Source organism: Pseudonocardia sp. DSM 110487 (assembly GCF_019468565.1).
Lineage (GTDB): Bacteria > Actinomycetota > Actinomycetes > Mycobacteriales > Pseudonocardiaceae > Pseudonocardia.
Genome location: NZ_CP080521.1, coordinates 4,537,186 through 4,559,959, shown reverse-complemented (window position 1 = coordinate 4,559,959; position 22,774 = coordinate 4,537,186). Strand labels below are relative to the sequence as shown.

The 22,774-nt window shown below is 72.0% G+C and carries 24 protein-coding genes; 8 read left to right on the top strand and 16 right to left on the bottom strand.

Annotated elements, in window-relative coordinates; all coding sequences use genetic code 11:
• Positions 1-135 precede the first annotated feature (135 nt).
• The 6 genes from K1T35_RS21240 to K1T35_RS21215 all read right to left on the bottom strand — a co-directional run bounded on the left by K1T35_RS21240 (position 136) and on the right by K1T35_RS21215 (position 4,362).
• A complete protein-coding gene (locus K1T35_RS21240) occupies positions 136-519 on the bottom strand; it encodes a DoxX family protein (RefSeq protein ID WP_220261862.1) in 384 nt (127 codons plus the stop codon).
• A 350-nt stretch (positions 520-869) separates the two neighbouring features.
• Complete coding sequence (locus tag K1T35_RS21235) at positions 870-1,424, bottom strand: GNAT family N-acetyltransferase (protein ID WP_220262734.1); 555 nt, start codon at positions 1,422-1,424, stop codon at positions 870-872.
• Positions 1,425-2,135: 711 nt separating this feature from the next.
• Positions 2,136-2,807 carry a carboxymuconolactone decarboxylase family protein gene (locus tag K1T35_RS21230; protein WP_220261861.1) on the bottom strand — a complete coding sequence of 224 codons (672 nt, stop codon included), beginning with the start codon at positions 2,805-2,807 and terminating at the stop codon, positions 2,136-2,138.
• Positions 2,804-3,127 carry a hypothetical protein gene (locus K1T35_RS21225; protein ID WP_220261860.1) on the bottom strand — a complete coding sequence of 108 codons (324 nt, stop codon included), beginning with the start codon at positions 3,125-3,127 and terminating at the stop codon, positions 2,804-2,806. The genes K1T35_RS21230 and K1T35_RS21225 overlap by 4 nt, the downstream gene beginning before the upstream one ends.
• A gap of 51 nt (positions 3,128-3,178) precedes the next feature.
• Positions 3,179-3,697, bottom strand: a complete 519-nt coding sequence (locus tag K1T35_RS21220) for an isoprenylcysteine carboxylmethyltransferase family protein (RefSeq protein ID WP_220261859.1) — start codon at positions 3,695-3,697, stop codon at positions 3,179-3,181.
• Positions 3,698-3,786: 89 nt separating this feature from the next.
• Positions 3,787-4,362 carry a TetR family transcriptional regulator gene (locus K1T35_RS21215; protein WP_220261858.1) on the bottom strand — a complete coding sequence of 192 codons (576 nt, stop codon included), beginning with the start codon at positions 4,360-4,362 and terminating at the stop codon, positions 3,787-3,789.
• A gap of 160 nt (positions 4,363-4,522) precedes the next feature.
• Between K1T35_RS21215 and ppk2 the strand changes: the two genes are divergently transcribed.
• Both ppk2 and K1T35_RS21205 read left to right on the top strand, forming a co-directional pair.
• Entirely contained in the window at positions 4,523-5,434 is a 912-nt protein-coding gene (gene ppk2 / locus K1T35_RS21210) for a polyphosphate kinase 2 (protein WP_220261857.1), read from the top strand.
• Positions 5,435-5,511: 77 nt separating this feature from the next.
• Positions 5,512-6,666 carry a cysteine--tRNA ligase gene (locus K1T35_RS21205; RefSeq protein ID WP_255622377.1) on the top strand — a complete coding sequence of 385 codons (1,155 nt, stop codon included), beginning with the start codon at positions 5,512-5,514 and terminating at the stop codon, positions 6,664-6,666.
• Positions 6,667-6,983: 317 nt separating this feature from the next.
• Here K1T35_RS21205 and K1T35_RS21200 read toward each other — a convergent pair whose 3' ends face one another.
• Positions 6,984-8,111, bottom strand: coding sequence for a peptidoglycan bridge formation glycyltransferase FemA/FemB family protein (locus tag K1T35_RS21200; RefSeq protein WP_220261856.1), 1,128 nt, complete (start codon positions 8,109-8,111; stop codon positions 6,984-6,986).
• A gap of 160 nt (positions 8,112-8,271) precedes the next feature.
• Here K1T35_RS21200 and K1T35_RS21195 point away from each other — a divergent pair, with 160 nt between their 5' ends.
• From K1T35_RS21195 to cutA, 4 genes are read left to right on the top strand one after another with little or no spacing between them, the layout of a single operon-like run.
• Complete coding sequence (locus tag K1T35_RS21195) at positions 8,272-10,005, top strand: PEP-utilizing enzyme (protein ID WP_220261855.1); 1,734 nt, start codon at positions 8,272-8,274, stop codon at positions 10,003-10,005.
• Positions 10,002-11,060 (top strand): PEP/pyruvate-binding domain-containing protein, encoded by a 1,059-nt coding sequence (locus tag K1T35_RS21190; protein WP_220261854.1) that lies wholly within the window; start codon positions 10,002-10,004, stop codon positions 11,058-11,060. The genes K1T35_RS21195 and K1T35_RS21190 overlap by 4 nt, the downstream gene beginning before the upstream one ends.
• A gap of 41 nt (positions 11,061-11,101) precedes the next feature.
• Positions 11,102-12,736, top strand: coding sequence for a GAF domain-containing protein (locus tag K1T35_RS21185; protein ID WP_220261853.1), 1,635 nt, complete (start codon positions 11,102-11,104; stop codon positions 12,734-12,736).
• A 25-nt stretch (positions 12,737-12,761) separates the two neighbouring features.
• Positions 12,762-13,106, top strand: coding sequence for a divalent-cation tolerance protein CutA (gene cutA, locus K1T35_RS21180; RefSeq protein WP_220261852.1), 345 nt, complete (start codon positions 12,762-12,764; stop codon positions 13,104-13,106).
• 176 nt (positions 13,107-13,282) lie between these two features.
• Here cutA and K1T35_RS21175 read toward each other — a convergent pair whose 3' ends face one another.
• Positions 13,283-13,903, bottom strand: coding sequence for a TetR/AcrR family transcriptional regulator (locus K1T35_RS21175; protein ID WP_255622620.1), 621 nt, complete (start codon positions 13,901-13,903; stop codon positions 13,283-13,285).
• A 98-nt stretch (positions 13,904-14,001) separates the two neighbouring features.
• On the opposite strand from K1T35_RS21175, the gene K1T35_RS21170 reads away from it, so the two are divergent.
• Both K1T35_RS21170 and K1T35_RS21165 read left to right on the top strand, forming a co-directional pair.
• The gene (locus K1T35_RS21170) at positions 14,002-14,946 is read left to right on the top strand and encodes an NADP-dependent oxidoreductase (RefSeq protein WP_220261851.1); all 945 of its coding nucleotides are present in this window, start codon (positions 14,002-14,004) and stop codon (positions 14,944-14,946) included.
• 44 nt (positions 14,947-14,990) lie between these two features.
• A complete protein-coding gene (locus tag K1T35_RS21165; RefSeq protein ID WP_220261850.1) occupies positions 14,991-15,929 on the top strand; it encodes an alpha/beta hydrolase in 939 nt (312 codons plus the stop codon).
• Positions 15,930-16,039: 110 nt separating this feature from the next.
• Here K1T35_RS21165 and K1T35_RS21160 read toward each other — a convergent pair whose 3' ends face one another.
• The 8 genes from K1T35_RS21160 to K1T35_RS21125 are packed head-to-tail and all read right to left on the bottom strand — an operon-like array spanning position 16,040 to position 22,772.
• Entirely contained in the window at positions 16,040-17,509 is a 1,470-nt protein-coding gene (locus tag K1T35_RS21160; protein ID WP_220261849.1) for a gamma-glutamyltransferase, read from the bottom strand.
• A gap of 5 nt (positions 17,510-17,514) precedes the next feature.
• Positions 17,515-18,147 (bottom strand): cyclase family protein, encoded by a 633-nt coding sequence (locus tag K1T35_RS21155; RefSeq protein WP_220261848.1) that lies wholly within the window; start codon positions 18,145-18,147, stop codon positions 17,515-17,517.
• A 13-nt stretch (positions 18,148-18,160) separates the two neighbouring features.
• Positions 18,161-18,970 (bottom strand): creatininase family protein, encoded by an 810-nt coding sequence (locus K1T35_RS21150; RefSeq protein WP_220261847.1) that lies wholly within the window; start codon positions 18,968-18,970, stop codon positions 18,161-18,163.
• 14 nt (positions 18,971-18,984) lie between these two features.
• Positions 18,985-19,419, bottom strand: coding sequence for a hypothetical protein (locus tag K1T35_RS21145; RefSeq protein ID WP_220261846.1), 435 nt, complete (start codon positions 19,417-19,419; stop codon positions 18,985-18,987).
• The gene (locus K1T35_RS21140) at positions 19,416-20,180 is read right to left on the bottom strand and encodes an amidohydrolase family protein (protein ID WP_220261845.1); all 765 of its coding nucleotides are present in this window, start codon (positions 20,178-20,180) and stop codon (positions 19,416-19,418) included. The genes K1T35_RS21145 and K1T35_RS21140 overlap by 4 nt, the downstream gene beginning before the upstream one ends.
• Entirely contained in the window at positions 20,177-21,133 is a 957-nt protein-coding gene (locus K1T35_RS21135; RefSeq protein WP_220261844.1) for an ABC transporter ATP-binding protein, read from the bottom strand. The genes K1T35_RS21140 and K1T35_RS21135 overlap by 4 nt, the downstream gene beginning before the upstream one ends.
• Positions 21,130-22,107: an ABC transporter ATP-binding protein gene (locus K1T35_RS21130; RefSeq protein WP_220261843.1), complete on the bottom strand. Its 978-nt coding sequence runs from the start codon at positions 22,105-22,107 to the stop codon at positions 21,130-21,132. Before K1T35_RS21130 ends, K1T35_RS21135 begins: the two co-directional genes overlap by 4 nt.
• A complete protein-coding gene (locus K1T35_RS21125) occupies positions 22,104-22,772 on the bottom strand; it encodes an alpha/beta fold hydrolase (protein WP_220261842.1) in 669 nt (222 codons plus the stop codon). The genes K1T35_RS21130 and K1T35_RS21125 overlap by 4 nt, the downstream gene beginning before the upstream one ends.
• Positions 22,773-22,774 lie beyond the last annotated feature (2 nt).

Below are 22,774 nucleotides of genomic sequence, written 5' to 3'. Positions count from 1 at the left end.
GTTGATGAACCACGCGTTCGCCGTCGAGCTGTTCGTCACGTCCTGGGAGATCGAGTGCTGCGGCCGAGCCGGGCACGTCGATGTCTCCCACAAGCCGGTACTGCGGAAGTCCTATTCAAGCTGTCCGTTGCCGTGTCAGCCGGCGAAGGGCTCGAGGCCGAAGCGGCCCCACGCCAGGAATACGGCCAATGCGAGATAGACAAGGTCGGGCACAATGGTTGCCTTCTCGCCACGGCGGAGGCGCATGGTCACCGCGCCGGCGAACAGCAACGCCACACAGGTTGCAGTCACGGGCACCAGAATCGGCGCGATGTCGAGTACGGCGGGCAGGATCAGGCCGGCTGCAGCCAGGAGTTCGAGGGCTCCGATTGTCCTGAGGGCAGCAGGGCTGAAGTCCAGCACCCATTCTGCGGCGTGGCCCATCGAGGCCATCTTCTCCCTGGGCACGAACATCTTGGAGGTGCTGACCAGTAGGACGGCGGCCAGCAGTCCGGCAACGATCCACAGCGAGAGGTTCATGAGAGCTTTCTCCTTGCAGGGCTGTAGGCGACTCCCGGTCTCGAAAGCGGAGTCCGGATCGGGTCATGCACAAGATGTCGGCGTCGCGATCCCCGTGACAGATCGACTGGGTGACGCCCATCACGACTGCTGCCGCAGATGCGGTGGACCGGCGTCTTGTGAGCGACGCAGTCGAGAGCGAAGAGACAGGAGCGCCCATGACGTAGACGGGTGTGACCGGACCGGCGCGTTCAGAAGCTGATGTGGTCGGCGATCACGCTGATGACCCGGAGCTCGCCCCGCAAGTCCCGCCGCTCAGATGATCCAGCACCGGTGACCGGTGTGAATCCGTGCTCGCTCACCCGCGGCCGTCACAAATGCTGAGCGCGCCATTGCGGCGCGAGCACCGACCATACCTCGAGGTCAAAGCGCTTTCCCCGGTGCAGCATGGCCTCGCGGAGCACGCCGTCGCGGGTCATGCCCAGCCTGCGAGCCACCGCGATGCTCGCCAGATTGCCCGCCTTGACCTGCCACTCCACGCGGTGCGCGCCCCGGGTCTCGACCGCCCAGTCGATGATCGCGCGGGCAGCCTGGGTGGCCAGGCCCTTCCCGGTGCCCGCCGGCTCGAGCCAGCAGCCCACCTCGACGACTCCGTGCTCGAGGTCCATCCTGCGGAACAACACGCCGCCCACGAGGGTGTCACCGGCCCAGATGCCGTAGATCCGGCCCGTGTCGGTGGCCGCCTTGTCCGCGTACGCGCGCAGCAGTGCCCGGCTGGAGTCCAGATCGGTCGCGCGGTCGGCGAAGCCGATGTACTGCCCGATGAACTCCCTGCCACGATCGAGGTGGGCCAGGAACTCCTCGGCGTGCCACGGTTCGAGCGGGCACAAGCGCGCGCCATCAGAGCCAAGCGGGACCGAGAACATCACGCGCCTCCATGATCGACAGCATCCCGCCTGGACGCTAGCCCTCGGGGATCATGCGGGACAACCGGGCTCGACCGGCGGCGCTACCGCCGACCTGTCAGTCGGGACGGCAGGTCATCGCCTGTGGTCGCTGTTCATCTGCGGAGCCAGCGGGATCCGTTTCGAACGCTGGGCTTACTTGTGTTGTCAATGTTGTGGTTGCGGGAACCTGCTGCTAGAGCCGCGGTATCAGCACTCTCAACGAGTGGTACCCGCTTCACGTGGTGCTTTCGTTGTGGGCCACGGCCTCATGCTCCGGTAGAGCGGCCACATCGATCGTCGAGGGCAAAGATCTCAGCCGCTGGGGCGCGACCACCGCCGCAACACGTCGATGGTGGTGTCCGGTGAGGTGTTGAAGCAGAACGGGGAGTGTGGACGGCGACCCTCCCGTCCGAACTGAGTCGCGGGGTCGCTCGCACACCGATCGTTGGTATCGCACACCAACTGCAGTTGGTGTGCGAGCTCAGATGTCGGTGTGTGAGCGACCCGGGTGGGCGTCGGCTACGTGTCCGTGCCGCGCTCGCGCAGTTCGCGGAGACTCGTCTCGTACCGCGCGTCCCGTCGACGGGTCGCGCGGGCTGAGACGGAGGGCGCGAGCCGCGGCGGGCCGCCGTTCACGCACCTGCCTCGCCCCGGCGCGTCCGAGCATCAGCGGTGGAGATCGCCGGACCGCTATGCCTCCAGGGCCAGGTCCAGCTCGGCGAGCGCTGCCACGGCGCGGGCGCTGCCCAACTCCGCGGTGAACCGCACGACGTCACGGATCTCGGCATCGTTCAGGCCGAGCCGCGTGGCGAGCCGCACGTGTTCGTGGAACGGCTCGCCCAGGGTCTGCATGCCGAGATCGGTCGTGATCGCGACGATGATCCGTTCCCGCAGACTCAGGCGCTCCTCGGACCACGACCGGCCGGTCCGCGAGGCCAAGAACCCGGCCATCCAGTCGTCGGTGGACCGCAGGGCAGGGTCCGGCTCGGCTGGGTCCCGCTCCGGCTCCGGCTCGGCGGCCGTGTCGAACCCGAGCTCCGCGCCGAGGGCACCGAGGCGTTCCAGCGCGTCGGCGGCCGCCGGATAGCCTGCGTACGGCGCGACGAACCGGAGCAGGGCCAGGAGATCCGCGTACGGGATGCCGTGCATCTTCGCGGCCATCACGTGCATGCGGAACGCCAGCCCGAGATGCACACGGCACACGTCGTTGGCGATGACCTGCAGGAGCTTCTCGCGCACGCTCGTGCCGCCGAGCCCATAGGTGAACGCGCCGGTCTCGAGCGCCATCCGCTCGAACTCGAGATCCACCGCGGCGAGCGGGCTGCTCGGCAGATCGACGTCGGAGCGGTCGCTCGTGGTCATTCCGGGTCCACGGCACGCAGGACCGGCTCCGTCGCTCGACTGATCACCACCGGACCCTCGATGACCTCGTGCTCGACGACGCCGAACCGGTCGCCGAGGCTCTGCTGCACCTGCGCGACCGTCTCCGCGGCGCGCCGCGCCGTGGCCTCATCCGGGAAGACGGTCACCGTCAGCGCCGTGCCGTCGCCGGTGTCCACCGCCGCGTAGAGGACGGCGCCGACCTGGCCGGGGATGCGGTCGGCGAACTCACCGCTGACCTGCTTCATCATCGACTCGATCAACGCGGCGTCTGCGGCGTACCTGTGGATCGCCATGTACATGTCGTCCTCCTTGCAGACATCACCTGTTTGCCAACACATGTGGCCAAAAAATCAGCCGTTCCACGGCCGTAGCCGCGGCCACCAGCCCGGGACGTTCCGCCGGTACCGCTCGTACTGGTCGCCGAAGGTCTTCGCGAGCGTCGGCTCCTCGTAGACCTTGACGAATGCGGCCGTCGCCGCCTGGACGGCGGCCGCGTACGCGAGGACGCCGGCCCGGCCGAGCAGGAGGGCCTGCCCGACGATCAGGCAGTCGAGCGCCAGGTACATCGGGTTGCGGACGTGCCGGTACAGCCCGCCGACGACGAGCTCGGTCGGCGGAGCGGCCGGAGCCGGAGTGCCCAGCCCTTCCTTCGCGAACCGGGCGAACGAATGGGTGATCACCGAAGCGCCTGCCCCGATCAGCACGACACCCGCGACCTGCGCGATCGCACCGCCGGGCACCGGCCTGCGTGACTCCCAGCCGGTGAGCAGCCACGGCACGAGGCCCGTCACGACCCCGGGACCCGCGACCATGAACAGCGCCGATCCGATCGCGGCCCGCCGCAGGGCCGCCTCCTCGTCCGCCGACATCAGCACGCCTCCGCAACAGACAACGCTCATTGGCCAACATCTGTTGGCAGCCTACGACCGCCGGGACCTCCGGTCAAGGGACCGCGGTGTCAGGCCCGAGGCGGCAGCGGCTCGCCGAGGATGCGGTCGATGAACTCCGTCGTGATCGCGACGACCTCGTCGTCGTCCATCGCGACGACGGGCGGCAGACGGAGGATGTAGCGGGTCAGCGCGATCCCGAGCAGCTGCGTGGCGAGCAGGCCGGCCCGCGTCTCGGTCTCGGGCCCCTCCCCCAGCAGCCGCCGCACCATCGCGGCCACCTGCCCTCCGAACACCGAGCGCAGCCGCTCGGCCGCCTCATCGTGCGTGACCGCCGACCGCAGGAGGATGCTGAGCGGGCCGCCCTGATCGCTGCCCCACATCCTGACGAAGTGCTTCGCGAGACTCCCCGCGACCTGGTCGTGCGGGAGCGCGGCGAGGTCCGGCAACCGGAGATCGACGTCCACGGCCGCGGCGAACAACCCCTCCTTGTTGCCGTAGTACCGCATCACCATCGACGGGTCGATGTCGGCGTCGCTCGCCACCTGGCGGATCGTGGTGCGGTCGAAGCCCTGCTCGGTGAAGCGCGCGCGGGCTGCGACGAGGATCGCCTCCCGAGCCGCGAGGGAGCGATGCGTGAACGGCATGGGCCGACATTAATGCGAACACGTGTTGACGGTGCCCATCGGCACGGCTGGTCGTGGGACACATCGGCTCGAAGGGCGTTCCTCACACCCAGCGCTTCTTCTCCGAGGTGCTCCGGAGGTAGTTCACCTCCCGGTCAACTCGGCGGGAAAGGGTGTCCCCATGACCGACGTCAGCACCCAGCCGGGTTACATGGTCGACGACTCCGACGATGACGACCCCGTACTGCTCGGGCCCGATGGCAACCACATCGACACGTGGCGCGAGGGCTACCCGTACGACGAGCGGCTCTCGCGCGCGGAGTACGACCGCGTGAAGCGGTTGCTGCAGATCGAGCTGCTCAAGCTGCAGAACTGGGTGAAGCAGTCCGGCACCAGGATCGTGGTCCTGTTCGAGGGCCGCGACGCCGCGGGCAAGGGCGGCACGATCAAGCGCTTCATGGAGCACCTCAACCCGCGCGGCGCGCGGGTCGTCGCGCTCGAGAAGCCCACGGAGCGCGAGTCGACGCAGTGGTACTTCCAGCGCTACGTGCAGCACCTGCCCGCGGCCGGAGAGATCGTGCTGTTCGACCGCAGCTGGTACAACCGCGCAGGCGTCGAGCGGGTGATGGGCTTCGCGGAGCCCCGGGAGTACATGGAGTTCCTGCGCGCGGCGCCCGAGCTGGAACGGATGCTCGTCCGCAGCGGGATCCACCTGGTCAAGCTGTGGTTCTCGGTGTCGCAGGCCGAGCAGCGCACCCGCTTCACGATCCGGCAGGTCGACCCCGTCCGGCAGTGGAAGCTCAGCCCGATGGATCTCGCCTCCCTCGACCGGTGGGACGACTACACCGAGGCCAAGGAGGCGATGTTCTTCTACACCGACACCGCCGACGCGCCCTGGACCGTGATCAAGAGCAACGACAAGAAGCGGGCACGCCTGGAGGCCATGCGCTACGTCCTGCGCCTCTTCGACTACCCGGGCAAGGACCTCGAGGTCGCGACGAACCCGGACCCGAAGATCGTCGGCCCGGCGTCGGAGCTCTTCGAGGCCGGCGAGCACCCCGGCCCGTTCCCGCCTCTCAAGGCCCACGGTTGAGGGCTGCACCCCGCTTCTTCTGGGCGGTGCATGGCCGGAAGGCCCCACCGCGCCCATGGCCGTGCCACGATGAGCCGATGGCCGGACCGATGGGTCATGCGGTTCAGGAATCCAGCAGGGGGACGAGCTCGTCCGAGACGCTCACGCTCGCAGGCGAGCCGCTGCCGCTCACCATCCCCGCCCGGATGTACGTCTGCGGGATCACCCCCTACGACGTGACGCACCTCGGACACGCGTCGGTGTTCGTGTGGACGGACGTCGTCCGGCGGGTGGTCCGGATGACCGGGGTCGACACCGTCCTCACGCGCAACGTCACCGACGTGGACGACGTCCTGACCCGCGCGGCGGCCGAACGAGGGCGACCGTACGAGGAGTTCGGCCTCATCCAGGAGTACTTCTTCGACCGGGACATGGCCGCGCTCCACGTCCGGCCACCGACACACGCGCCACACGCCCGCCACCACATCGAACACGTCGTCCGGCTTGCATCGGCGCTGCTGGCGACCGGCGCCGCGTACGAGCGGGACGGGCACGTGTTCTTCCACGGGTCCCACGTGCCGGACGCGGCCGGCCTGACGGCAGAGGCGGCGCTGGCGCTGTCGTCGGAGTACGGCGACCGGCCGGACGACCCGCTGCGGGACGACCCGTTCGACGTGGCCGTCTGGCGGCCCTCCGGGGCGGGTGATCCGGCCTGGCCCAGCCCGTGGGGGCCGGGACGTCCCGGATGGCACGCCGAGTGCGCGGCCATGTCGCTCGCCACGCTCGGGGGCGTGGTGGACGTGCTCGCGGGCGGCGCCGACCTGGCGTTCCCGCACCACGCCTACCAGGTCGCGATGGTCGAGGCCGCCACGGGCGTCACGCGGTTCGCCCGGCGACAGGTCCACGTGGGAACCGTCCGCCTCGACGGGGCGAAGATGGCCAAGGCCACCGGCAACCTCGTGCTGGTGAGCGATCTCCTGAGCAGGGCATCGGGCGCCGCCGTGCGCCTCATGCTGCTGGACAGGAGCTGGCACCAGGCGTGGGAGTACCACCCCACCGCGCTCGACGACGCCACGCAGCTGCTCGAGGAGCTGTACGCCGCAGGCGGCACCCGGGGCACGGCCGAGGCGGCGGAGGCGGCCGTCCGCGCCGCGCTGCTCGACGACCTCGACGTATCCACCGCCGTCCGGATCGCGATCGACGCGGGCGGCGACGCTGCCCGCCGGCTCATCCGCACGCTCGCGCTCCACTAGCCCCTCCAGGTCTAGGGCGCCACCGGAGGCGGTTCTGGCGGACGTGATCGAGGCGTCGGCGCGGAAACGGGCGAAAACGACCCGGGAACGCGCCGAGCTGCTGATCAAGCCGCCATTCCGGGGGCAATGCGGCGATCAAGGCGAGATGGTCGCTAGATGATCTCCGATCGCGACCATTAGCCCTTGATCACCGCCCTGACATGCCGGTATCGGGTGTAGATGGGCCAGCCGCTGTCGTGTCCATCCGGTTCACGTCATGATCGCTCCGGGCAGTACCTCACAGCTGCCGCGTCCGCACCGACGTGCCGCTCGCGCGATCAGCCGCCGCGCCCACCGCGCAGCGTCCGCTTGACGATCTCGACGAACCGGCGGCCTGCCCGCGTACGCCGCGAGACGTCGTACGCCAGCCGCAGCGGTGGGGACGAGATGAGCTCGACCTGCTCGGGGTAGCGGAACACCTCGCCGCCGAACGACGTCTTGAACCGCTCGGTTCCCTTCAGGTGGGCTGACGGCTCGGGCGCCCCGTCGAGGAGGGCGTCGGCGGCCCGCGTGCTGATGCCACCGAAGTCGTAGGTGTGGTAGCCGTTTTCCTTCGCCCACTCCATCGCGCGCCAGACCGCCGCCGCGCTGACCCCGTCCCTGCGCGCCCGCTCCGACCGCTCCATCCCCGACAGGCGCTGCTTGACCACCCCGCCACACCGCGTGCAGAGGAGCGCCGCCGCAGGCGAGCCGTCGATCTCGGCGACGAACACGGCGGCGTGTTCCTCGGCGTCCAACTCCCGGTGCAGGTTCTGGATGTAGTCCGGCGACAGGGGCTCGTAGTGCTGGTGCTCCGCGCTGCGGGCGACGAGGTCGGCGACGACGGGGATGTCGTCCCGTGAGCCCATCCGCACGCGGACCCCCCGCTCCGCCCAGTGCCGGGTGCGCCGCCGGTTGGCCTTGGTGAGACCCCTGCGGAGGTCCTCGATGTCGCGGCGCAGGTCCACCCGGATCGACGCAGCAGGGGCGATCCCGGACATGCTGCGCCGGAATCCCCGTCTGCGCAGCGCCGCCGTCACATCCGCAGCCTCGGCGGGTGGTTGCACGAACAGCGCGCGCAACCGCCTGCGAGCGAGGCGGTCCATCGCCGTGCCGAGGCGATCCACGACGACTTCACGCGGTGCGGCAGGCGACACGACAGGGCCGTTCGACACGTAGCCGACGCGGCCGATCATCGGCAGCGGGCGCTCGAGCACCAGCGCCCCGCCCACGAGGCGGTCGTCCTCGCGCGCGAACACGTACAACGGGTCGAAACCGGACTCCCGGCGGATGCCGGCCCACGAGGACAGCTGGGCGACGTCGGTACCGGGCGTGCGATCGACGAGCGCGTCCCACTCGTGCAGGACGCCGGGGTCGGGTTCCGTGCTGGCGACGACGCTTACCGCGGGTGTGCGCGGCTGCTCCATGTCCGCTCCCTCTCGGACGAACCTGCCGTTCCGCGACGGCCACGGTAGTTCGCCCGGCCGGGTTCCGCCGGGCGCCCCGCGTGTCCGGATGCACTGCGTGTCCGGCCGCTCGGCGAACAGGCGACTTGTGGCCCGGTGTGCGCGGTGCCACGGTCGCCGCATGGCCACGGTCGTGCCCCTCGACGAGTTCACGGGCCAGTGGTACCCGGGCTACGAGCCCGAGCACTTCGAGGCGCCGTACATCGTCGACCGGGCCTCCCCGTTCCGGCCCGGCGACGAGGAGCGCTTCTGGTACCTCGACTTCCACTGGTCCCGCGGCCTCGCCCCGCTCGCCGCAACGCTCTGGGCGGCCGACGGCTACTGCTGGGGCACCCAGCACGCCGCCGAGAACCTGCCGTTGCCGACCGGCAGGGGCGTCGCGGTCCGGTACGCCGGCACGCACCTCTACGCGTCGGGGATCCCGGAGTCCGATCCACGCGAGGCCGGGGCCCGCGCCGCCCGGCTCGGCGTGACGCTCCCGCGTTTCCTGCAGAACTTCACCGCCGTCTGGGAGTCCGGCCGGGACGAGCTCGAAGCCACGTGGCGCTACTTCGAGGGCATCGACATCGGCCACGTGCCGCCGCCGGAGTTCCCGGCGCTGATGACCGAGGCACGGCGCTACCTGAAGCGGGCCGCGGAGATCCATTTCGGCGTCATGTACCCGATGCTGGTCAACTTCCTCGCGTTCCGCGGGACGTGCGCGGAGCTGGGCATCGACACGAGCCGGATCGGGACGTTCCTGCAGGGCGAGGACACGAAGATCATGGAGACCGACCGCGAGCTGCACGCGCTCGCGGCGAAGGCACGCAAGGCCGGCCTGCGGGAGGCCTTCGCGGGCGCCGAGCGCGGCGGCCTGCGGGCCGCGCTGTCGGGTCAAGGCGGCCGGGCCGGCCAGTGGCTGACGGACTTCGACGACTTCCTGCAGGCCTACGGGCACCGGCAGGAGGCCCCAGGAGATGTCGGCGCGCCGTCGTGGCTCGAGGACCCCGAGATCCCGTTGAGCCTGGTCAAGACGTTCCTGCGGGAGGAACGCGACCACGACTTCGCGGCGGCAGCCCGAGAGGCGGTCGCCGAGCGCGAGGCCGCGGTGGACGCCGCACGCGCCGGACTCACGCGGGAGGAGCAGGCGGTGTTCGACGGCGGCCTCGCCGCCAACCGCGCCGCGAACTTCCCGTGGTGGCAGGACGACCACAACTTCTACATCGACCTCAAGGTGATGCTTCCGCTGCGGCTCCTGTGCCACGAGCTCGCCCGCCGCGTCGGTGCCGATCACCCGGACGACCTCATCCACCTGTTCTGGCCGGAACTGCTCGAGGTGGCGAGCGGCCGGCCGTACGACGGGCGCCTGCGGAGCCTGGTGCGGGACCGCCGCCAGTACTTCGACGACTGGAAGGCGAAGCGGGCCGCCATGCCGAAGGTGCTGGGCACGATCCCGGAGACCGTCGAGGACCCGATCCTCATCGAGATCTTCGGGTTCAACCCGGACTCGATCAGGGCGATGCGGGACCCCGATGCCGGCCGGCGGACGGTGCTGTCCGGCGTGGCCGCGGCCCGTGGAACGGCCACGGGCACCGCGCGGGTTCTGCAGAGCAGCGACGAGCTGCACCGCCTGTTCCCCGGGGACGTACTGGTGTGCGAGTCGACCTCGCCGAACTGGACGCCGGTCTTCGGCAGTATCGCCGCCGCGGTCTGCGACGGCGGCGGGATGCTGTCCCACGCCGCGATCGTGGGCCGCGAGTACGGGGTGCCCACGGTCACCGCGGTCGGGGTCGCCACCCATGCCATCGGCGACGGTGATCAGGTCGAGGTGGACGGCACCCGTGGCACGGTCACGATCCTGGAACGGGCCCGATGACGGTGGCCGGGTCGATCGTCTGGCTCGATGCCGAGGCCGCGGCGGCCGACATCGGCGCGAAGACGGGCAGCCTCGCGCGGTTGCACCGGCTGGGAGTGCTGGTACCGCGCGGGTTCACGGTGACGACCGACGCCTACCGGGAGCACCGCGCCCGGTCCGGCCTCGACACCCGCATCCAGGAGGCGTTCGCCGAACTCGGGACCGGGCCAGAGGCGGCCGCGCGGATCCGGGCGGCGATCGCGCGGACCCCGCTGCCCGGTGGCCTGGCCGCGGAGATCACCGAGGCGTACGCGGAGCTGTGCCTGCGCTGTCACGACGCCGGGCTGCCGACGGCGGTGCGGTCGTCCGTGGTGGGCGAGGACGGTACCGCCGCGTCGTTCGCGGGGATCTTCGACACCCACCTGGGCGTCAGGGGCGGGCCCGGGGTGCTCGCAGCGGTGCGGTCCTGCTGGGCCTCGCTGTTCACGCCGCGAGCGATGGCGTACCGGGCGCGGAGCGGCGTCGGCCACCGGGACATGCCCGTCGCGGTCGGGGTCACCGAGCTGGTCCCCGCCCGCTCGTCCGGAGTGGCATTCTCCGTGCACCCGGTGACCGGCAGATCGGACCGGGTCGTCATCGAGGCGTCGTGGGGCTTCGGCGAGGCGGTCGCGCAGGGCCGGGTCACCCCCGACCGAGCGGAAGTGGGCAAGTCCGACGGCCGGGTGCTCTCCTACGAGGTCGCGCACAAGGACGTGCTCTCGGCATACGACGCCACGGGCGGCCGGGTCGTCGAGGTCGCGATGCCGGCCGAGCTCGCCGGTCGCCGGGTGCTCGACGACGAGCAGGTCGCGGCGGTCACCGGGGTGGTGACCTCGATCGAGCGGCAGTTCGGTCACCCGGTCGACGTCGAATGGGTCGTCTCCCGCCACCGCCGCGCGGGCGACCCGATCTGCGTCGTGCAGGCTCGGCCGGTGACGGTCGCGGCCGCCGACGAGCCCGCGCCCACGGCCTACGACCCGGTGGCGATGGCCCGCAAGCACGTCTTCGGCGGCGTGGCGACCGGCCCCCACCGGTAGGGTCGTCTCGCCGGAGCCTCGACAAGGCGCAGGGGCGGGGAATGCCACGTACGGGTCGCCGACGCGATACCGGGACCCGGGACGAGGTCCACCGGGCGGTCGAGGAGCAGGCCGCGCTGCGCCGCGTCGCCACGCTCGTTGCGCGGAACACCCCGCCTCCTCAGGTGTTCTCGGCCGTCACCGGCGAGGTCGCGCGGCTGGCCGGCCCGGACGCGACGATGCTGACCCGCTGGAGCGACGGCACCGCGACCTACCTCGCGGGCAGCGGCTGGCGGACGTTCACGTGGCAGCCGCACGGACCCTGCCCTGACCTCGACGCCCTCACGGGGCTCGGGGAGGGCGCGGCTGTGCTGCGGGACGAGGGGATCGTCGCGGGCGTCACCTGCCCGATCGTCGTCGAGGCGCGCGTATGGGGCGCGTTGTCGGCGTGGTCGCGCACCGGCCCGCTCCCGGCCGGCACCGAGGAGCTGCTGGCGGGTTTCGTCGACCTCGTCGCCACCGCGGTGGCGAACGCCGAGGACCGCTCCCGAGCCGCCCAGCTGCTCGAGGAGCAGGCCGCCCTGCGGCGCGTGGCGGTACTGGTGGCACGGGGCGCGGCGCCGGTCGACGTCTGCACCGCCGTAGCCGAGGAGCTGCGCGGGCTGCTGGGCATCGACGACGTCGGCGTCTGCCGGTTCGACCCCGACCACACGGCGCTGCTGATCGCGGCGACGGGAGACGATGCCGGGCGCTCGCCGGTCGGCACGCGGATGGACCTCGAAGACCACGAGAACCGGACGCAGACGCCCCGCCGCTACACGATCTGGCAGGTGTGGCACACCGGTCGCCCCGCTCGCTACGACCCCGGCGAGCCGGCTCCCGTGCCCCGTCCCGGTACGCGATGGACCGGTGTCGGGTCGGTTGTGGCCTGCCCGATCGTCGTCGACGGCCGCCTGTGGGGCACCGTCGGCGCCTGGTCGAACCACGATCCGCTGCCCCAGGACACCGTCGATCGGCTGTCGCGGTTCACCGAGCTGGCCGCGATGGCGATCGGGAACGCGCAGAGCCGGACCGAGGTCGCCGCGTCGAGGGCACGGATCGTCGCCGCCGCCGACGAGGCCCGCCGGCGCATCGAGCGAAACCTGCACGACGGCGCCCAGCAGCGGCTCGTCACGCTGGGGATCGGACTGCGCATGACCCAGGACAGCGTGCCGGAGGAACTGCCCGAGCTCAGGGAGCGGATCGCCGCGGCCGGCGACGGGCTCACCGAGGTGATCGAGGAACTCCGCGAGATGGCCCGCGGGATCCACCCTGCGGTCCTGTCCGAGTCCGGGCTGGGCCCCGCACTGCGGACGCTGGCGCGCCGCTCGGCGGTCCCCGTCGAGCTCGAGCTCCGGATCGACGGCCGCTTCCCGCAGCCGGTGGAGGTGGCGGCCTACTACGTGGTGTCCGAGACCATCACGAACACCGCGAAGCACGCGCACGCATCTCAGGTGCGGGTCGCGGTCACGCAGCGGGAGGGCGTCCTCGAGCTCGCCGTGCGCGACGACGGGGTCGGCGGCGCCGCGCCCCGGCCCGGCTCGGGGCTGGTGGGGCTGCGCGACCGCGTCGAGGCCATCGGCGGGGCCATCGAGGTGAGCAGCCCGCCGAACGCGGGCACGACGGTGCTGGTGAGGCTGCCGGCCCACGGAGAGTGACCGAACTCCAGAAGGGGGAGAGAGCGTGACCGAGCAGGACACCGAGTGCGTCGAGGTCGTCGTGACGGCCGAAGCCGCGGACTGGCTGGCCGAGTGGACGCGGCAACTCGTCGAGGACCGTGTCGTGGCGTGCGGGCACAACATCACGCCGATCCGCGTCACGTACCGGTGGGACGGCAAGATCTGGGACCACGGCTCGGCCCGGGTCGCGTTGCACACCCGCGCGTCGCTCGTACCCGAGATCGTCGCCCGCGCCGACCGCGAGCACGCGGACGACGTGCCGTGCGTGATCGCCACACCGCTGGTCGGCGGCCACCCCGAGTACCTGGAGTGGATCGTGGCGGAGACGCGCGAGCACGACGCGATCTAGCTTGATTCGCGTCGCCGGCGCGCGCTGGGCGATCGAGGAGTGCGTCCAGACCGCCGGCTCGCGCAGCAGCCGGGGACGCCCCTTGGCCCCCGACGGCGGCAGCAACGACTCGATGGCCTGCCACTGTTCATCGGTCAGCTCATGCCTACGTACCAGAAGGCCAAGATCAAACCAGATCAGCCGGACCTGCTTCGAGGACGGGCTCTGTTCGGTCCGCGGGAGTCGCTGGGGCCGAGGCCGTCGATCATCAGGTCGATCTGCCGGCGAGCCAAGGCGTCCCAATCGCCGGTGCCCGGCAGTGGTCGGGAGAGCAGTGAGGCCGCCACGATCAGGTCTTCGGGGGTCAGGTCTGCTCGCAGTTCCCCGGCGGCCTGCCCGCGCTCGAGGAGGGTGCGCAGGGCGGTGCGAACGTCCGCTTGGCGCTGACGGGTGGCCGGAGTGAAGATCACCGGGCCGCCGTGCAAGGGCAGCACGAAGCGCTCACGGTCGCGCAAGGTGGCCAACAAGAACAGTCGTACGCCCTCCAGGGCGGGACCAGGGTGAGCGGCGGCCGCTCCCGCGTTCTCCACCGCAAGGCCGAAGGAGCGGTGGACGAGCGCGCCCAGCAAGTCCTCGCGGGTGGCGAAGTGGCGGTAGACCGTCCCGACCCCGACCCCCGCCCGCTCCGCGATCTTGGCCATCGGCACCTTCTCACCCTCGCTCCGGACGAGCTCGGTGGCCGCATCAAGAACCCGGTCGCGGTTCTGAAGTGCGTCCTTGCGGGTCCGACGAGATGTGGGCGGCGACACGCACGCCATCATCGCAGCGGCTTGCGGTGCCATTGATCGTCCCACTACGGTCGTCCTCGTTCAAACGGACGATTTCGTCCGGAACAGACAAGAGTGAGGCACAAGCGATGAAGGCAGTTCGTTTCCACGAGTACGGCGACCCCGACGTCCTGCGTTATGAGGACGTCGATGAGCCCATCGCCGGCGCCGGGCAGGTGCGGGTGCGCGTGGCCGCGACGACGTTCAACGGCGTCGACGGCAACATCCGTGCGGGTTTGATGCAGGGCCCGATGCCCTTGACCCTGCCGCACGTCCCCGGCCTGGACGTCGCGGGAACGATCGACGCACTGGGCGAGGGCGTGAGCGGCCTCGCGGTCGGTGACGAGGTGGTCGGCTTCCTCCCCTTCGTCGTCGACGGCGCCTCCGCGGAGTACGTCATCGCCCCCGCCGAGAGCCTGGCGCCGGCTCCGACACTCATCCCGCTCGCCGACGCGGCCGCGCTGCCCCTGGTCGGCCTCACCGCGTGGCAGGCCCTCTTCGACCATGCCGAGCTGAAGCCCGGGCAGCGCCTCCTGATCAGCGGCGCCGGCGGTGCCGTGGGCGGCTACGCGGTACAGCTGGCCAAGGCAGCCGGCACCTATGTGATCGCCACCGGCAGCCCCCGCAGCAGCGAGCACGTCAAGGCGGCGGGTGCCGATGAGGTCATCGACCACACCACCACCGAGGTGACCACCGCGGTCACCGAGCCGGTCGACGTCCTGCTCAACCTCGCGCCGATCGACCCCGCCCAGTTCACGGCGCTGGCCGCCCTGGTCCGCAACGGCGGCGTCGTGGTCAGCACCACCGTCTGGATGCCCGCCCCGGCCGACGAGGAACGCGGCGTGCGAGCCATCGACCTCTTCGTCCGCAGCGACGCCACGCAACTGTCGGAACTCGTGGCGCGCGTGGACCGCGGCGAGCTGACCGTCGACGTCGCCGAGCGTGTCCCGCTGGCAGACCTGGGCTCGGTCCACGCCCGGGCGGCTGCAGGGACTCTGGCGGGCAAGGTCGTCGTCCTCCCGCCCTCGGCCTGACCCACCGTCAAGCAAGCGACGGACAACACTCGAGAGGAGCTGTCATGTCCTTCGCCTTCGACCCCGAGATCGCCGCGGCGCTGGCCCCGATGGCGGGCTTCACCCCGCCGCCGGTAGGCGATGTCGCCGCTCGTCGCGCCATCTGGGAGCCCATCATCGGCGCCGCGGGCGCGGCCCAGCCCATTCCCGGTGACGTCAAGACCACCGACCACCACGCGACAGCCGACGACGGCGCGCAGGTCCAGATGCGCTGGTACACCAAGGATGGCGCGACACCGGGCTCGGCCGTGCTGTTCTTCCACGGCGGCGGTTACATCTTCGGCCACATCGACCTGTTCGACGGGCCGGTCGCCCGCTACGTGTCCGCCAGCGGCGTGCCGATGCTGTCGGTCGAGTACCGTCGCGCGCCCGAACACCCCTACCCGACCCCGCTCGAGGACGCCTACACCGCGCTGCGCTGGCTGCACGAGCACGCCTCCGAGCTGGGCGTCGACCCCGAGCGGATAGGCGTCATGGGCGACAGCGCCGGGGGCGGCATGGCGGCGGCCCTCGCGATCCTGACCCGCGAACGCGGCGGCCCCGAGATCGCCAAGCAGATCCTGCTCATGCCGATGCTCGACGACCGCACCACCACCCCCGACCCCCACATCGAGCCATTCGTGTTCTGGTCCTATGACGACAGCCGCACCGCATGGCCGGCGCTGCTCGGTGAAGCCGCCGGCGGCCCCGATGTCCCGGCCACCGCAGCCCCGGCCCGCCTCGAGGACGCCTCCGGCCTGCCGCCGGCCTACATCGAGGTCGGCCAGCTCGACGTCTTCCGCGACGAGGACACCGCCTACGCGACCAAACTCAGCCGCGCCGGCGTGCCCGTGGAGTACCACCTGCACCCCGGCGCCCCACACGAGTTCGACTCCATCGCCTCCGACTCCGACGTCGCCCGCCGCGCCATCGCCGACCGCGTCCGGGTGCTCAAGTCGATCTGAGGCGGCGCAGGCCCGTCCCTCTCACACCCGTGGCGCTCGCACAGCAGCGCTGCCGACCACGCTCCCACCATCCCCATCATCCGCTGTGGTCCAGAGGAATGATCACGAAGTCAGCTGGAGCACTCGAGGACTGCAGCGGCGCCGTCGGCCCTGAGATCGGTTGCCGCGGCGAGCCGACCCCCAGCAAGCCGGGCGACCTGGACGTGGCCCGCGTCGTCGTGCAGCCCTGGCTCGTGCACCACGGCGAGGTCGAGCTCGGCGGCCGTGCGCTCCAGCTCCGCGGCGCGCGGGACGCCGGGTTCCAGCACGAGGGTGGGGACCGGGTGGCCGAGGTCGCGGGAGCCGATGACCCAGCGGGGGCGGGCGAGGACAGCGCCGGGGTCGGCGGCGGCGAGCAGGTCGGCGGCCACCTGGGACAGGATCCAGGCCTGCGCCCGCCCGCCCTGGCAGCCGAGCGCAACGAGGTCACCCTCGTGCTCGGCGAGCGCGGGGCAGAGCGTGTGCGGCGGCCGGGCCCCGGGCCGAGCGACGCCGGGGTGGGCGGGGTCGAGGCTGAACGCCGAGCCGCGGTTGTGCAGCACCACGCCGGTGCCGGGCTCCAGCAGCCCCGCGCCGAAGCTCTGGAAGACGCTCTGGATCAGCGCCACCGCGGTGCCGTCGGCGCCGACCGCGGTGACCGCGACCGTGTCGCCTGCGGGCTTCGGCCCTGGAGCGAGCGCGGCGACGTCCGTGTCGGAACCCAGCAGCGCCTCGAGATCGACAGGACCGCACCGCGGGTCGCCCAGCAGGGCGTCCCGGCGCCGCTCGGCCCGCCGGGCGGCCACGAGCGGGGATCCGTCCGATGTGAGCACCGCGAGCAACGACGCACCCTGGGTCGGTGGCGGGGCGACCGACCAGGACGCCCCGAGGGCCCTGCGGCGCAGCGGCTCGGCGAGCTCGGCCTCGTGCGAGGCGAGATCGGCTGCGGTCAGCGGGCTGCCGAGCCGGGCGAGCCCCTCCACGACCGGTCCCGTGTAGAAGGACCGCCAGTCCTTCCCGATCGCGGACAGGGTCGCGGCGAGCGCGGGCTGGTGCAGGACGTCGCGCGGCCGCCCACCGTCGAGGAGCAGCGCGGACAGGCCGGGATCGGCGCGCACGACCTCGACCCGCGCCGCGACCGCCCGCGCCAGGCCCGGGCTCACCGGGACTCCGCGCTCGGCCAGCGCGACGGCCGGGGCGAGCAGCGCGGCGAGACCGAGGCGGGCGCCGAGCCCGTGCACCGCGGCCCAGCCGGCCACCACCCCGGGAACCGTGACGGTGAGCGGGCCCCCTGGCGGCATGCGCTCCCCCGCGGCCCGCAGTACCTCGACGTCGAGCGCCCGGGCCGCTGCCCCGATCGAGAGCACGGCCCGCACGGGCCCGCCGGGCGGCCGGACCAGCGCCACGAGGTCGCCGCCCACCGCGCACTGGTGGGGGTAGACGACGGTCAGGGCCGCGGCGGCGGCGAGCGCCGCGTCGAGGGCGTTGCCCCCGCGTTCGACGATCGCACGCGCCGCCTCCACGCCCGCGCCGTGGGGAGCCGCGATCGCGATGCGGGGCACCGGTGTCAGTCCCGCTCGATCAGGATCGCCCTGGCGAACGAGGCGTCGGCGTCGGCGAGCTTCGCGGGCAGGCAGACGAGCTCGTAGCGCCCTGGCGCGACGGCGTCGAGGTCGGCGTTCTCCAGGATCAGCACGCCCGCCCCGAGCAGCGCGTGGTGGGCGTCCCACGTGTCGGTGCGGCGGTGGCTCTCGATGGTCAGGTAGTCGATCCCGATCAGCTCGACGCCGTGCTCGATCACCCATTCCGCCGCGTCCGGGGCGAGCCCGACCCAGCTCGGTGCCCGCTCGGTCTCCTTCAGCGGGCCCGCGGAGTTGCGGGTCTTGAGCAGCACCCGCTGCTCGCCGTCGATGCCCGCCTTCTCCAGGTCGACGGCGGTGACGTCGCCCTCCACGTGCGTCATGTCGACGACGACCGCTGGCCCCACGAGCGAGTCGAGCGACACGCGGTCGATCGGCGTCGCTCCGTCGACGAAATGGGCGGGCGCGTCGACGTGCGTGCCCGTGTGGGCGCCGATCCGCCAGCGGGTGACGTTGGAGGCATCGCCGTTCGCGAGGGACTCGACGATCTCGATCTCCGGGCGCCTTCCCCAGTGCAGCATCTCCGGGTGGATGGGCAGGGTGATGTCGTGGATCCGCATGGCGCTCCGTTCCTCAAGGCCGGTGTTTCGGGTCAGGCCACGGCTCGCGCGCGGCGGCGGAGATCGCCCGGGCCGTGGTCAGCACGCACCGGTCGAACTCGTCCCGGCCGTGCTCGGCGGTCGCGTCGGTGACGTCCCGGCCCCAGACGCCGGTGTCGCTGACCTGGTCCATCCGGTAGTCCCAGAACGAGTCCACGTCCCGGTGCGAGGTGGCCCGGTCCATGCGCACCAGCTCCGGGTACAGGTGCAGCATCACCGAGGTCTCGAAGTAGTTGGCGTGCATCAGCCCCCGCCCGTACTGGACGTGCCCGTCGACCTCGGGCCCCGGGTACATGGTCACGTAGCCGAGCGCCCGCACCCGCGAGTCCGGGTGGCGCACGCGCAGCTTCTCGGCCGAGACGTCGAGGGAGCCGTTGTTCCAGATGTGCCCGTTGAGCAGCACGAACTGCCGGATCCCCCGGGCGTGCAGGGAGTCGACGACGTCCTCGACCATCGCGATGAGCGTCTCCGGACGCAGCGCGACGGTGCCGCCGAAGTCGCCGTGCGAGCCCGATACGCCGTAGGCCAGCGGCGGCACGACGGGCACCCCGGTCAGTGCCGACACCCCCAGCGCGACGGCCTCGCAGATGCGGGTGTCGACCGAGAGCGGCAGGTGCGGCCCGTGCTGCTCCGTCGCCCCGACGGGGACGATCACGGCATCGCACGCGGCAGCGGTCTCGTCGGCCTCCGGCCATGTGAGGTGCTCCCACAGCACCGGGTCGCCGGTGCCGCCCAGCTCGGCGGCGAGTGCCGCCACATCAAGGCCGGTCGGGGGGATAACCACGGTGATCCTCTCTTCTACCAACGCCGGGCGGACTTCTCGGGCAGCAGGTCGAGCGCGCGAGCGACGACGACGGCGTCGTCGCCGGGGCGGGTGAGCCACACCCGGGCGTCCGGGCTGTAGTCACTGATCAACTCCCGGCACACGCCGCACGGGGCGATCACGCGGAACCGGTCGGCCGGCTTGACCTGCACCGACACCACCGCGACGACGTCGAGGGGCGCGTGCGCGCGGGCCGTCCCGAGCGCAACGCCTTCGGCGCAGATGGAGCTGCGCCGGCACGACCCCTCGACGTGGACGCCGGTGAAGACGCTCCCGTCGGCGGTGCGTAGGGCCGTGGCGACCTCGTGCCGGCCGGGTGTGAGCACGCGGTCGAGCAGCCGCTGCGCGGTCGCGAGGAGCTCGACGTCGTCCGCGCCCATCCCGGGTGGGGGGCTGATCAGGAGCGTCATGCCGCGATTCCGAGGATCCGCGCCATGTTGCCGCCCTCGACGAGCGCCCGGTCCGCCTCGCCGGGGATCGCCTTGGCGATCTTCATGCGCTCCAGGTCGAAGTCCGAGCCTGGCCACTCGCTGCCCATGAGGATCTTCTCGGGGCCGAGCCGGGAGTACGCCCGGCGCACGTCGCTGAGCAGCGTCGCCGACGTCTCCAGGTACACGTGCGGCTGCCGCTCGGCCACGATGATCGCCTCCGGGACGTTCCAGACCGCCCCCATGTGGGCGATGATCGTCGGGACCTCCGGGTGCCCCTTCGCGATCTCCTCGATGGCGAGCGGCGCGCAGAACGCGTCGTCGAGCGCGTTGATCAGCACCGGCAGGCCCAACCGGGCGCAGGCCTCGAACACCGGGTCGAGGAGCCCGTGGTCGGCCACGTGGTAGCCGTGCATGCTCGGATGCAGCTTCAGCCCGACGAGGCCGGCCGCCGCGAAGCGCTCGATCTCCTCGATGGCGTCGTCGTCCTGGGGCCGGACCTGGCCGAACCCGAACAGCCGGTCGGGGTGCTTGCCCACCAGCTCGATCAGGAAGTCGTTCTCGATGCGCTGCGCCAGCGAGCAGACCATCGCCATGTCGACGCCCGCTGCGTCCATCCGGTCCAGGATCCGCTTCGGGTCGAACGGCGTGTACGGCGGCGGTGCCTCGCCGGGCCGCGCCCCGGTGAGGTAGTCGGAGCGCCCCCGGACGTCCTGGGTGGTGTTGTACGCGTCGATGATCACGTTCTGGCGAGCTCCCTCGGCACGGTGGGCAACGGCAGGTGGCAGCGGACGGTCCGGCCGCCGGTGATCGCGCGCAGCTGGGGCTCCTCGTCGCGGCAGCGGTCGACGGCGTAGCGGCACCGGGTGCGGAACCGGCAGCCAGAGGGCGGGTTCGCCGGGTCGGGCAGCTCGCCGGTGAGGACGATGCGCTCTCGGGTGCGGTGCAGGCTCGGCACCGACGACAGCAGCGCCTCACCGTAGGGGTGGGCCGGGGATGCGAAGAAGTCGTCCCGCGCGGCGACCTCGATGATCTGGCCGAGGTACATCACGGCCACGCGGTCGGCGATGTGCCGGACCACGCCGAGGTCGTGCGAGATGAACAGCAGCGTGAGCCCACTGTCGCGGGTGAGCTCGCGCAGCAGGTTCACCACCTGCGCCTGGATGGACACGTCGAGCGCGGACACCGGCTCGTCGGCCACCACGAACCTCGGCGACGGGGCGAGCGCCCGCGCGATCCCGATCCGCTGCCGCTGGCCGCCGGAGAACTCGTGCGGCCTGCGCCTGCCGGCCTCTGCGCCCAGCCCGACCCGGTCGAGCAGCTCCGCGACCCGGGCGGCCGCCTCGGCGCGGTTCGCCCCGCGCGCCCGCAGCAGCGGCTCGGCGACGATGTCGGCGACCCTGCGCCGCGGGTTGAGCGAGCCGAACGGGTCCTGGAACACCATCTGCATGTCGCCGCGGAGGCTGCGCATGCGGCCCTCGTTCAGGGCCGTGATGTCCCGCCCCAGGTAGTGGATCCGGCCGGCCGACGGCTCCACCGCCCGCAGCAGCGCCCGGCCCAGCGTCGATTTGCCGCAGCCGGACTCCCCGACCAGCCCGAGCGTCTCGCCCTCGTGGATGTCGAGGTCGACTCCCGCGACGGCCTGCACGGCACCGAACTCCACGCGCAGGCCCTCCACCTGCACAAGCGGCGTCATCGGAGGCTCTCCGGGAGCACGCAGGCGTCGAGGTGCCCGCCACCGGCGCGGGGCAGCAGTTCCGGCACCTCGGCGCACGCCTCGGTGGTGAACGTGCAGCGGGGCGCGAACGCGCAGCCGTCCGGCCGGTCGAGGCCGGTGAGCGGGCTTCCGGGGATGGCGGCGAGCTGCTCGTCGAGGGGCCCGTCGATCCGCGGGACCGAGCGCAGCAGCCCGACGGTGTACGGATGGCGCGGCCGTTCGAGGACCTCCTCGCGGGTGCCCTGTTCCACGATCCGCCCTGCGTACATCACCGCGACCCGGTCGGCGACCTCGGCGACCACGCCGAGGTCGTGCGTGATCAGGACGATCGACGTGTCGTGCTCTGCCTGCAACGCCTTCAGTAGCGCGAGGACCTGGGCCTGGATCGTGACGTCGAGCGCGGTGGTCGGCTCGTCGGCGATCAGCACGGCAGGGTCGTTGGCGAGCCCCATCGCGATCATGACGCGCTGGCGCATGCCGCCCGAGAGCTGGTGCGGGTAGGCGCGGGCGGCGCTCGCGGGCGAGGCGATCCCGACGTCGTCGAGGAGGCGCTCGGCCCGCTCCCACGCCGCGGCCCGGCTCACCGGCTGGTGCAGCCGGACCATCTCCGCCACCTGCGCCCCGGCCCGGTGCAGCGGGTTGAGCGCGGCGAGGGCGTCCTGGAACACGACGGCGACGTCGCGGCCGCGCACCTCGCGCAGCTGGGCCTCGCTCGCCTCGACGAGGTTGCGGCCGCCGAACTCGACGGTGCCGCTGATGCGGGTACGTGGCCCGCGGTTGAGCCCGACGAGCCCCATCGAGAGCGCGGACTTCCCCGAGCCGGACTCGCCGACGATCGCGAGGATCTCCCCGCGCCGCAGGTCCAGATCGACGCCGTCGACGGCCCGCAGGCGCCCGCCGGGCACGTCGAACGCGACCCGGAAGTCGCGGATGCGCATGACGGTCGAACTCATGGCGCGAGCGCTCGCTCGATCAGCGCGACGACCCGGTCCGGGTGCACGAGCGGCGTGAAGTGGCTGCCTGGCACCGTCTCGGTGTCCGCCTCGGCGCGCGCCGCCATGTCCCGCTGGATCTGCGGAAGCAGCGTGGCGTCCTGCTCGGCGACGAGGTACCAGGACGGCAATGTGCGCCACGCCGGCACGCCGGTGGGCTGCTCGAAGATCCGCCGATCGGCCTGCCGGTTCTCCGAGCCGCTGGCGACGCGCTGCTCGGGGGTGAGGTCCCAGCCGATCTCGGCCCAGTAGGCCTCGGTGCGCTCCGAGCGCCACTCCCCGTTCGGGCCGCGGCGCATGTGCTTCGACACCGGCGCGGGCTCGTAGCGCTCGACGATCTGTTGCACGGTCTCGCCCTCGCCGGGGGCGAACGCCGCGATGTAGACGAGGCCGCGCACCTGCGGGTGCCGCCCGACGTTCGTGATCACGGCGCCGCCGTAGGAGTGCCCGACCAGCAGCACCGGGCCGTCCCCGATGGCCGCCGTGGTGTGCGCGACGTCGCCCTCCAGGGACACCATCGGGTTGGTCACGGCCGTGACCGGGTGCCCGCGCTCGCGCAGCAGCGGCGCAACGGCATCCCAGGTGGCCGGCGTCCCACCGGCCCCGTGCACGAGAACGATCTGCATGT

Bases quoted from the DNA above. Each gene is read 5' to 3' on its own strand.
- K1T35_RS21240 (WP_220261862.1), bottom strand. From the start codon at position 519: ATGAACCTCTCGCTGTGGATCGTTGCCGGACTGCTGGCCGCCGTCCTA.
- K1T35_RS21235 (WP_220262734.1), bottom strand. From the start codon at position 1,424: ATGTTCTCGGTCCCGCTTGGCTCTGATGGCGCGCGCTTGTGCCCGCTC.
- K1T35_RS21230 (WP_220261861.1), bottom strand. From the start codon at position 2,807: ATGACCACGAGCGACCGCTCCGACGTCGATCTGCCGAGCAGCCCGCTC.
- K1T35_RS21225 (WP_220261860.1), bottom strand. From the start codon at position 3,127: ATGTACATGGCGATCCACAGGTACGCCGCAGACGCCGCGTTGATCGAG.
- K1T35_RS21220 (WP_220261859.1), bottom strand. From the start codon at position 3,697: ATGTCGGCGGACGAGGAGGCGGCCCTGCGGCGGGCCGCGATCGGATCG.
- K1T35_RS21215 (WP_220261858.1), bottom strand. From the start codon at position 4,362: ATGCCGTTCACGCATCGCTCCCTCGCGGCTCGGGAGGCGATCCTCGTC.
- ppk2 (WP_220261857.1), top strand. From the start codon at position 4,523: ATGACCGACGTCAGCACCCAGCCGGGTTACATGGTCGACGACTCCGAC.
- K1T35_RS21205 (WP_255622377.1), top strand. From the start codon at position 5,512: ATGGCCGGACCGATGGGTCATGCGGTTCAGGAATCCAGCAGGGGGACG.
- K1T35_RS21200 (WP_220261856.1), bottom strand. From the start codon at position 8,111: ATGGAGCAGCCGCGCACACCCGCGGTAAGCGTCGTCGCCAGCACGGAA.
- K1T35_RS21195 (WP_220261855.1), top strand. From the start codon at position 8,272: ATGGCCACGGTCGTGCCCCTCGACGAGTTCACGGGCCAGTGGTACCCG.
- K1T35_RS21190 (WP_220261854.1), top strand. From the start codon at position 10,002: ATGACGGTGGCCGGGTCGATCGTCTGGCTCGATGCCGAGGCCGCGGCG.
- K1T35_RS21185 (WP_220261853.1), top strand. From the start codon at position 11,102: ATGCCACGTACGGGTCGCCGACGCGATACCGGGACCCGGGACGAGGTC.
- K1T35_RS21175 (WP_255622620.1), bottom strand. From the start codon at position 13,903: ATGGCGTGCGTGTCGCCGCCCACATCTCGTCGGACCCGCAAGGACGCA.
- K1T35_RS21170 (WP_220261851.1), top strand. From the start codon at position 14,002: ATGAAGGCAGTTCGTTTCCACGAGTACGGCGACCCCGACGTCCTGCGT.
- K1T35_RS21165 (WP_220261850.1), top strand. From the start codon at position 14,991: ATGTCCTTCGCCTTCGACCCCGAGATCGCCGCGGCGCTGGCCCCGATG.
- K1T35_RS21155 (WP_220261848.1), bottom strand. From the start codon at position 18,147: ATGCGGATCCACGACATCACCCTGCCCATCCACCCGGAGATGCTGCAC.
- K1T35_RS21145 (WP_220261846.1), bottom strand. From the start codon at position 19,419: ATGACGCTCCTGATCAGCCCCCCACCCGGGATGGGCGCGGACGACGTC.
- K1T35_RS21135 (WP_220261844.1), bottom strand. From the start codon at position 21,133: ATGACGCCGCTTGTGCAGGTGGAGGGCCTGCGCGTGGAGTTCGGTGCC.
- K1T35_RS21130 (WP_220261843.1), bottom strand. From the start codon at position 22,107: ATGAGTTCGACCGTCATGCGCATCCGCGACTTCCGGGTCGCGTTCGAC.
- K1T35_RS21125 (WP_220261842.1), bottom strand. From the start codon at position 22,772: ATGCAGATCGTTCTCGTGCACGGGGCCGGTGGGACGCCGGCCACCTGG.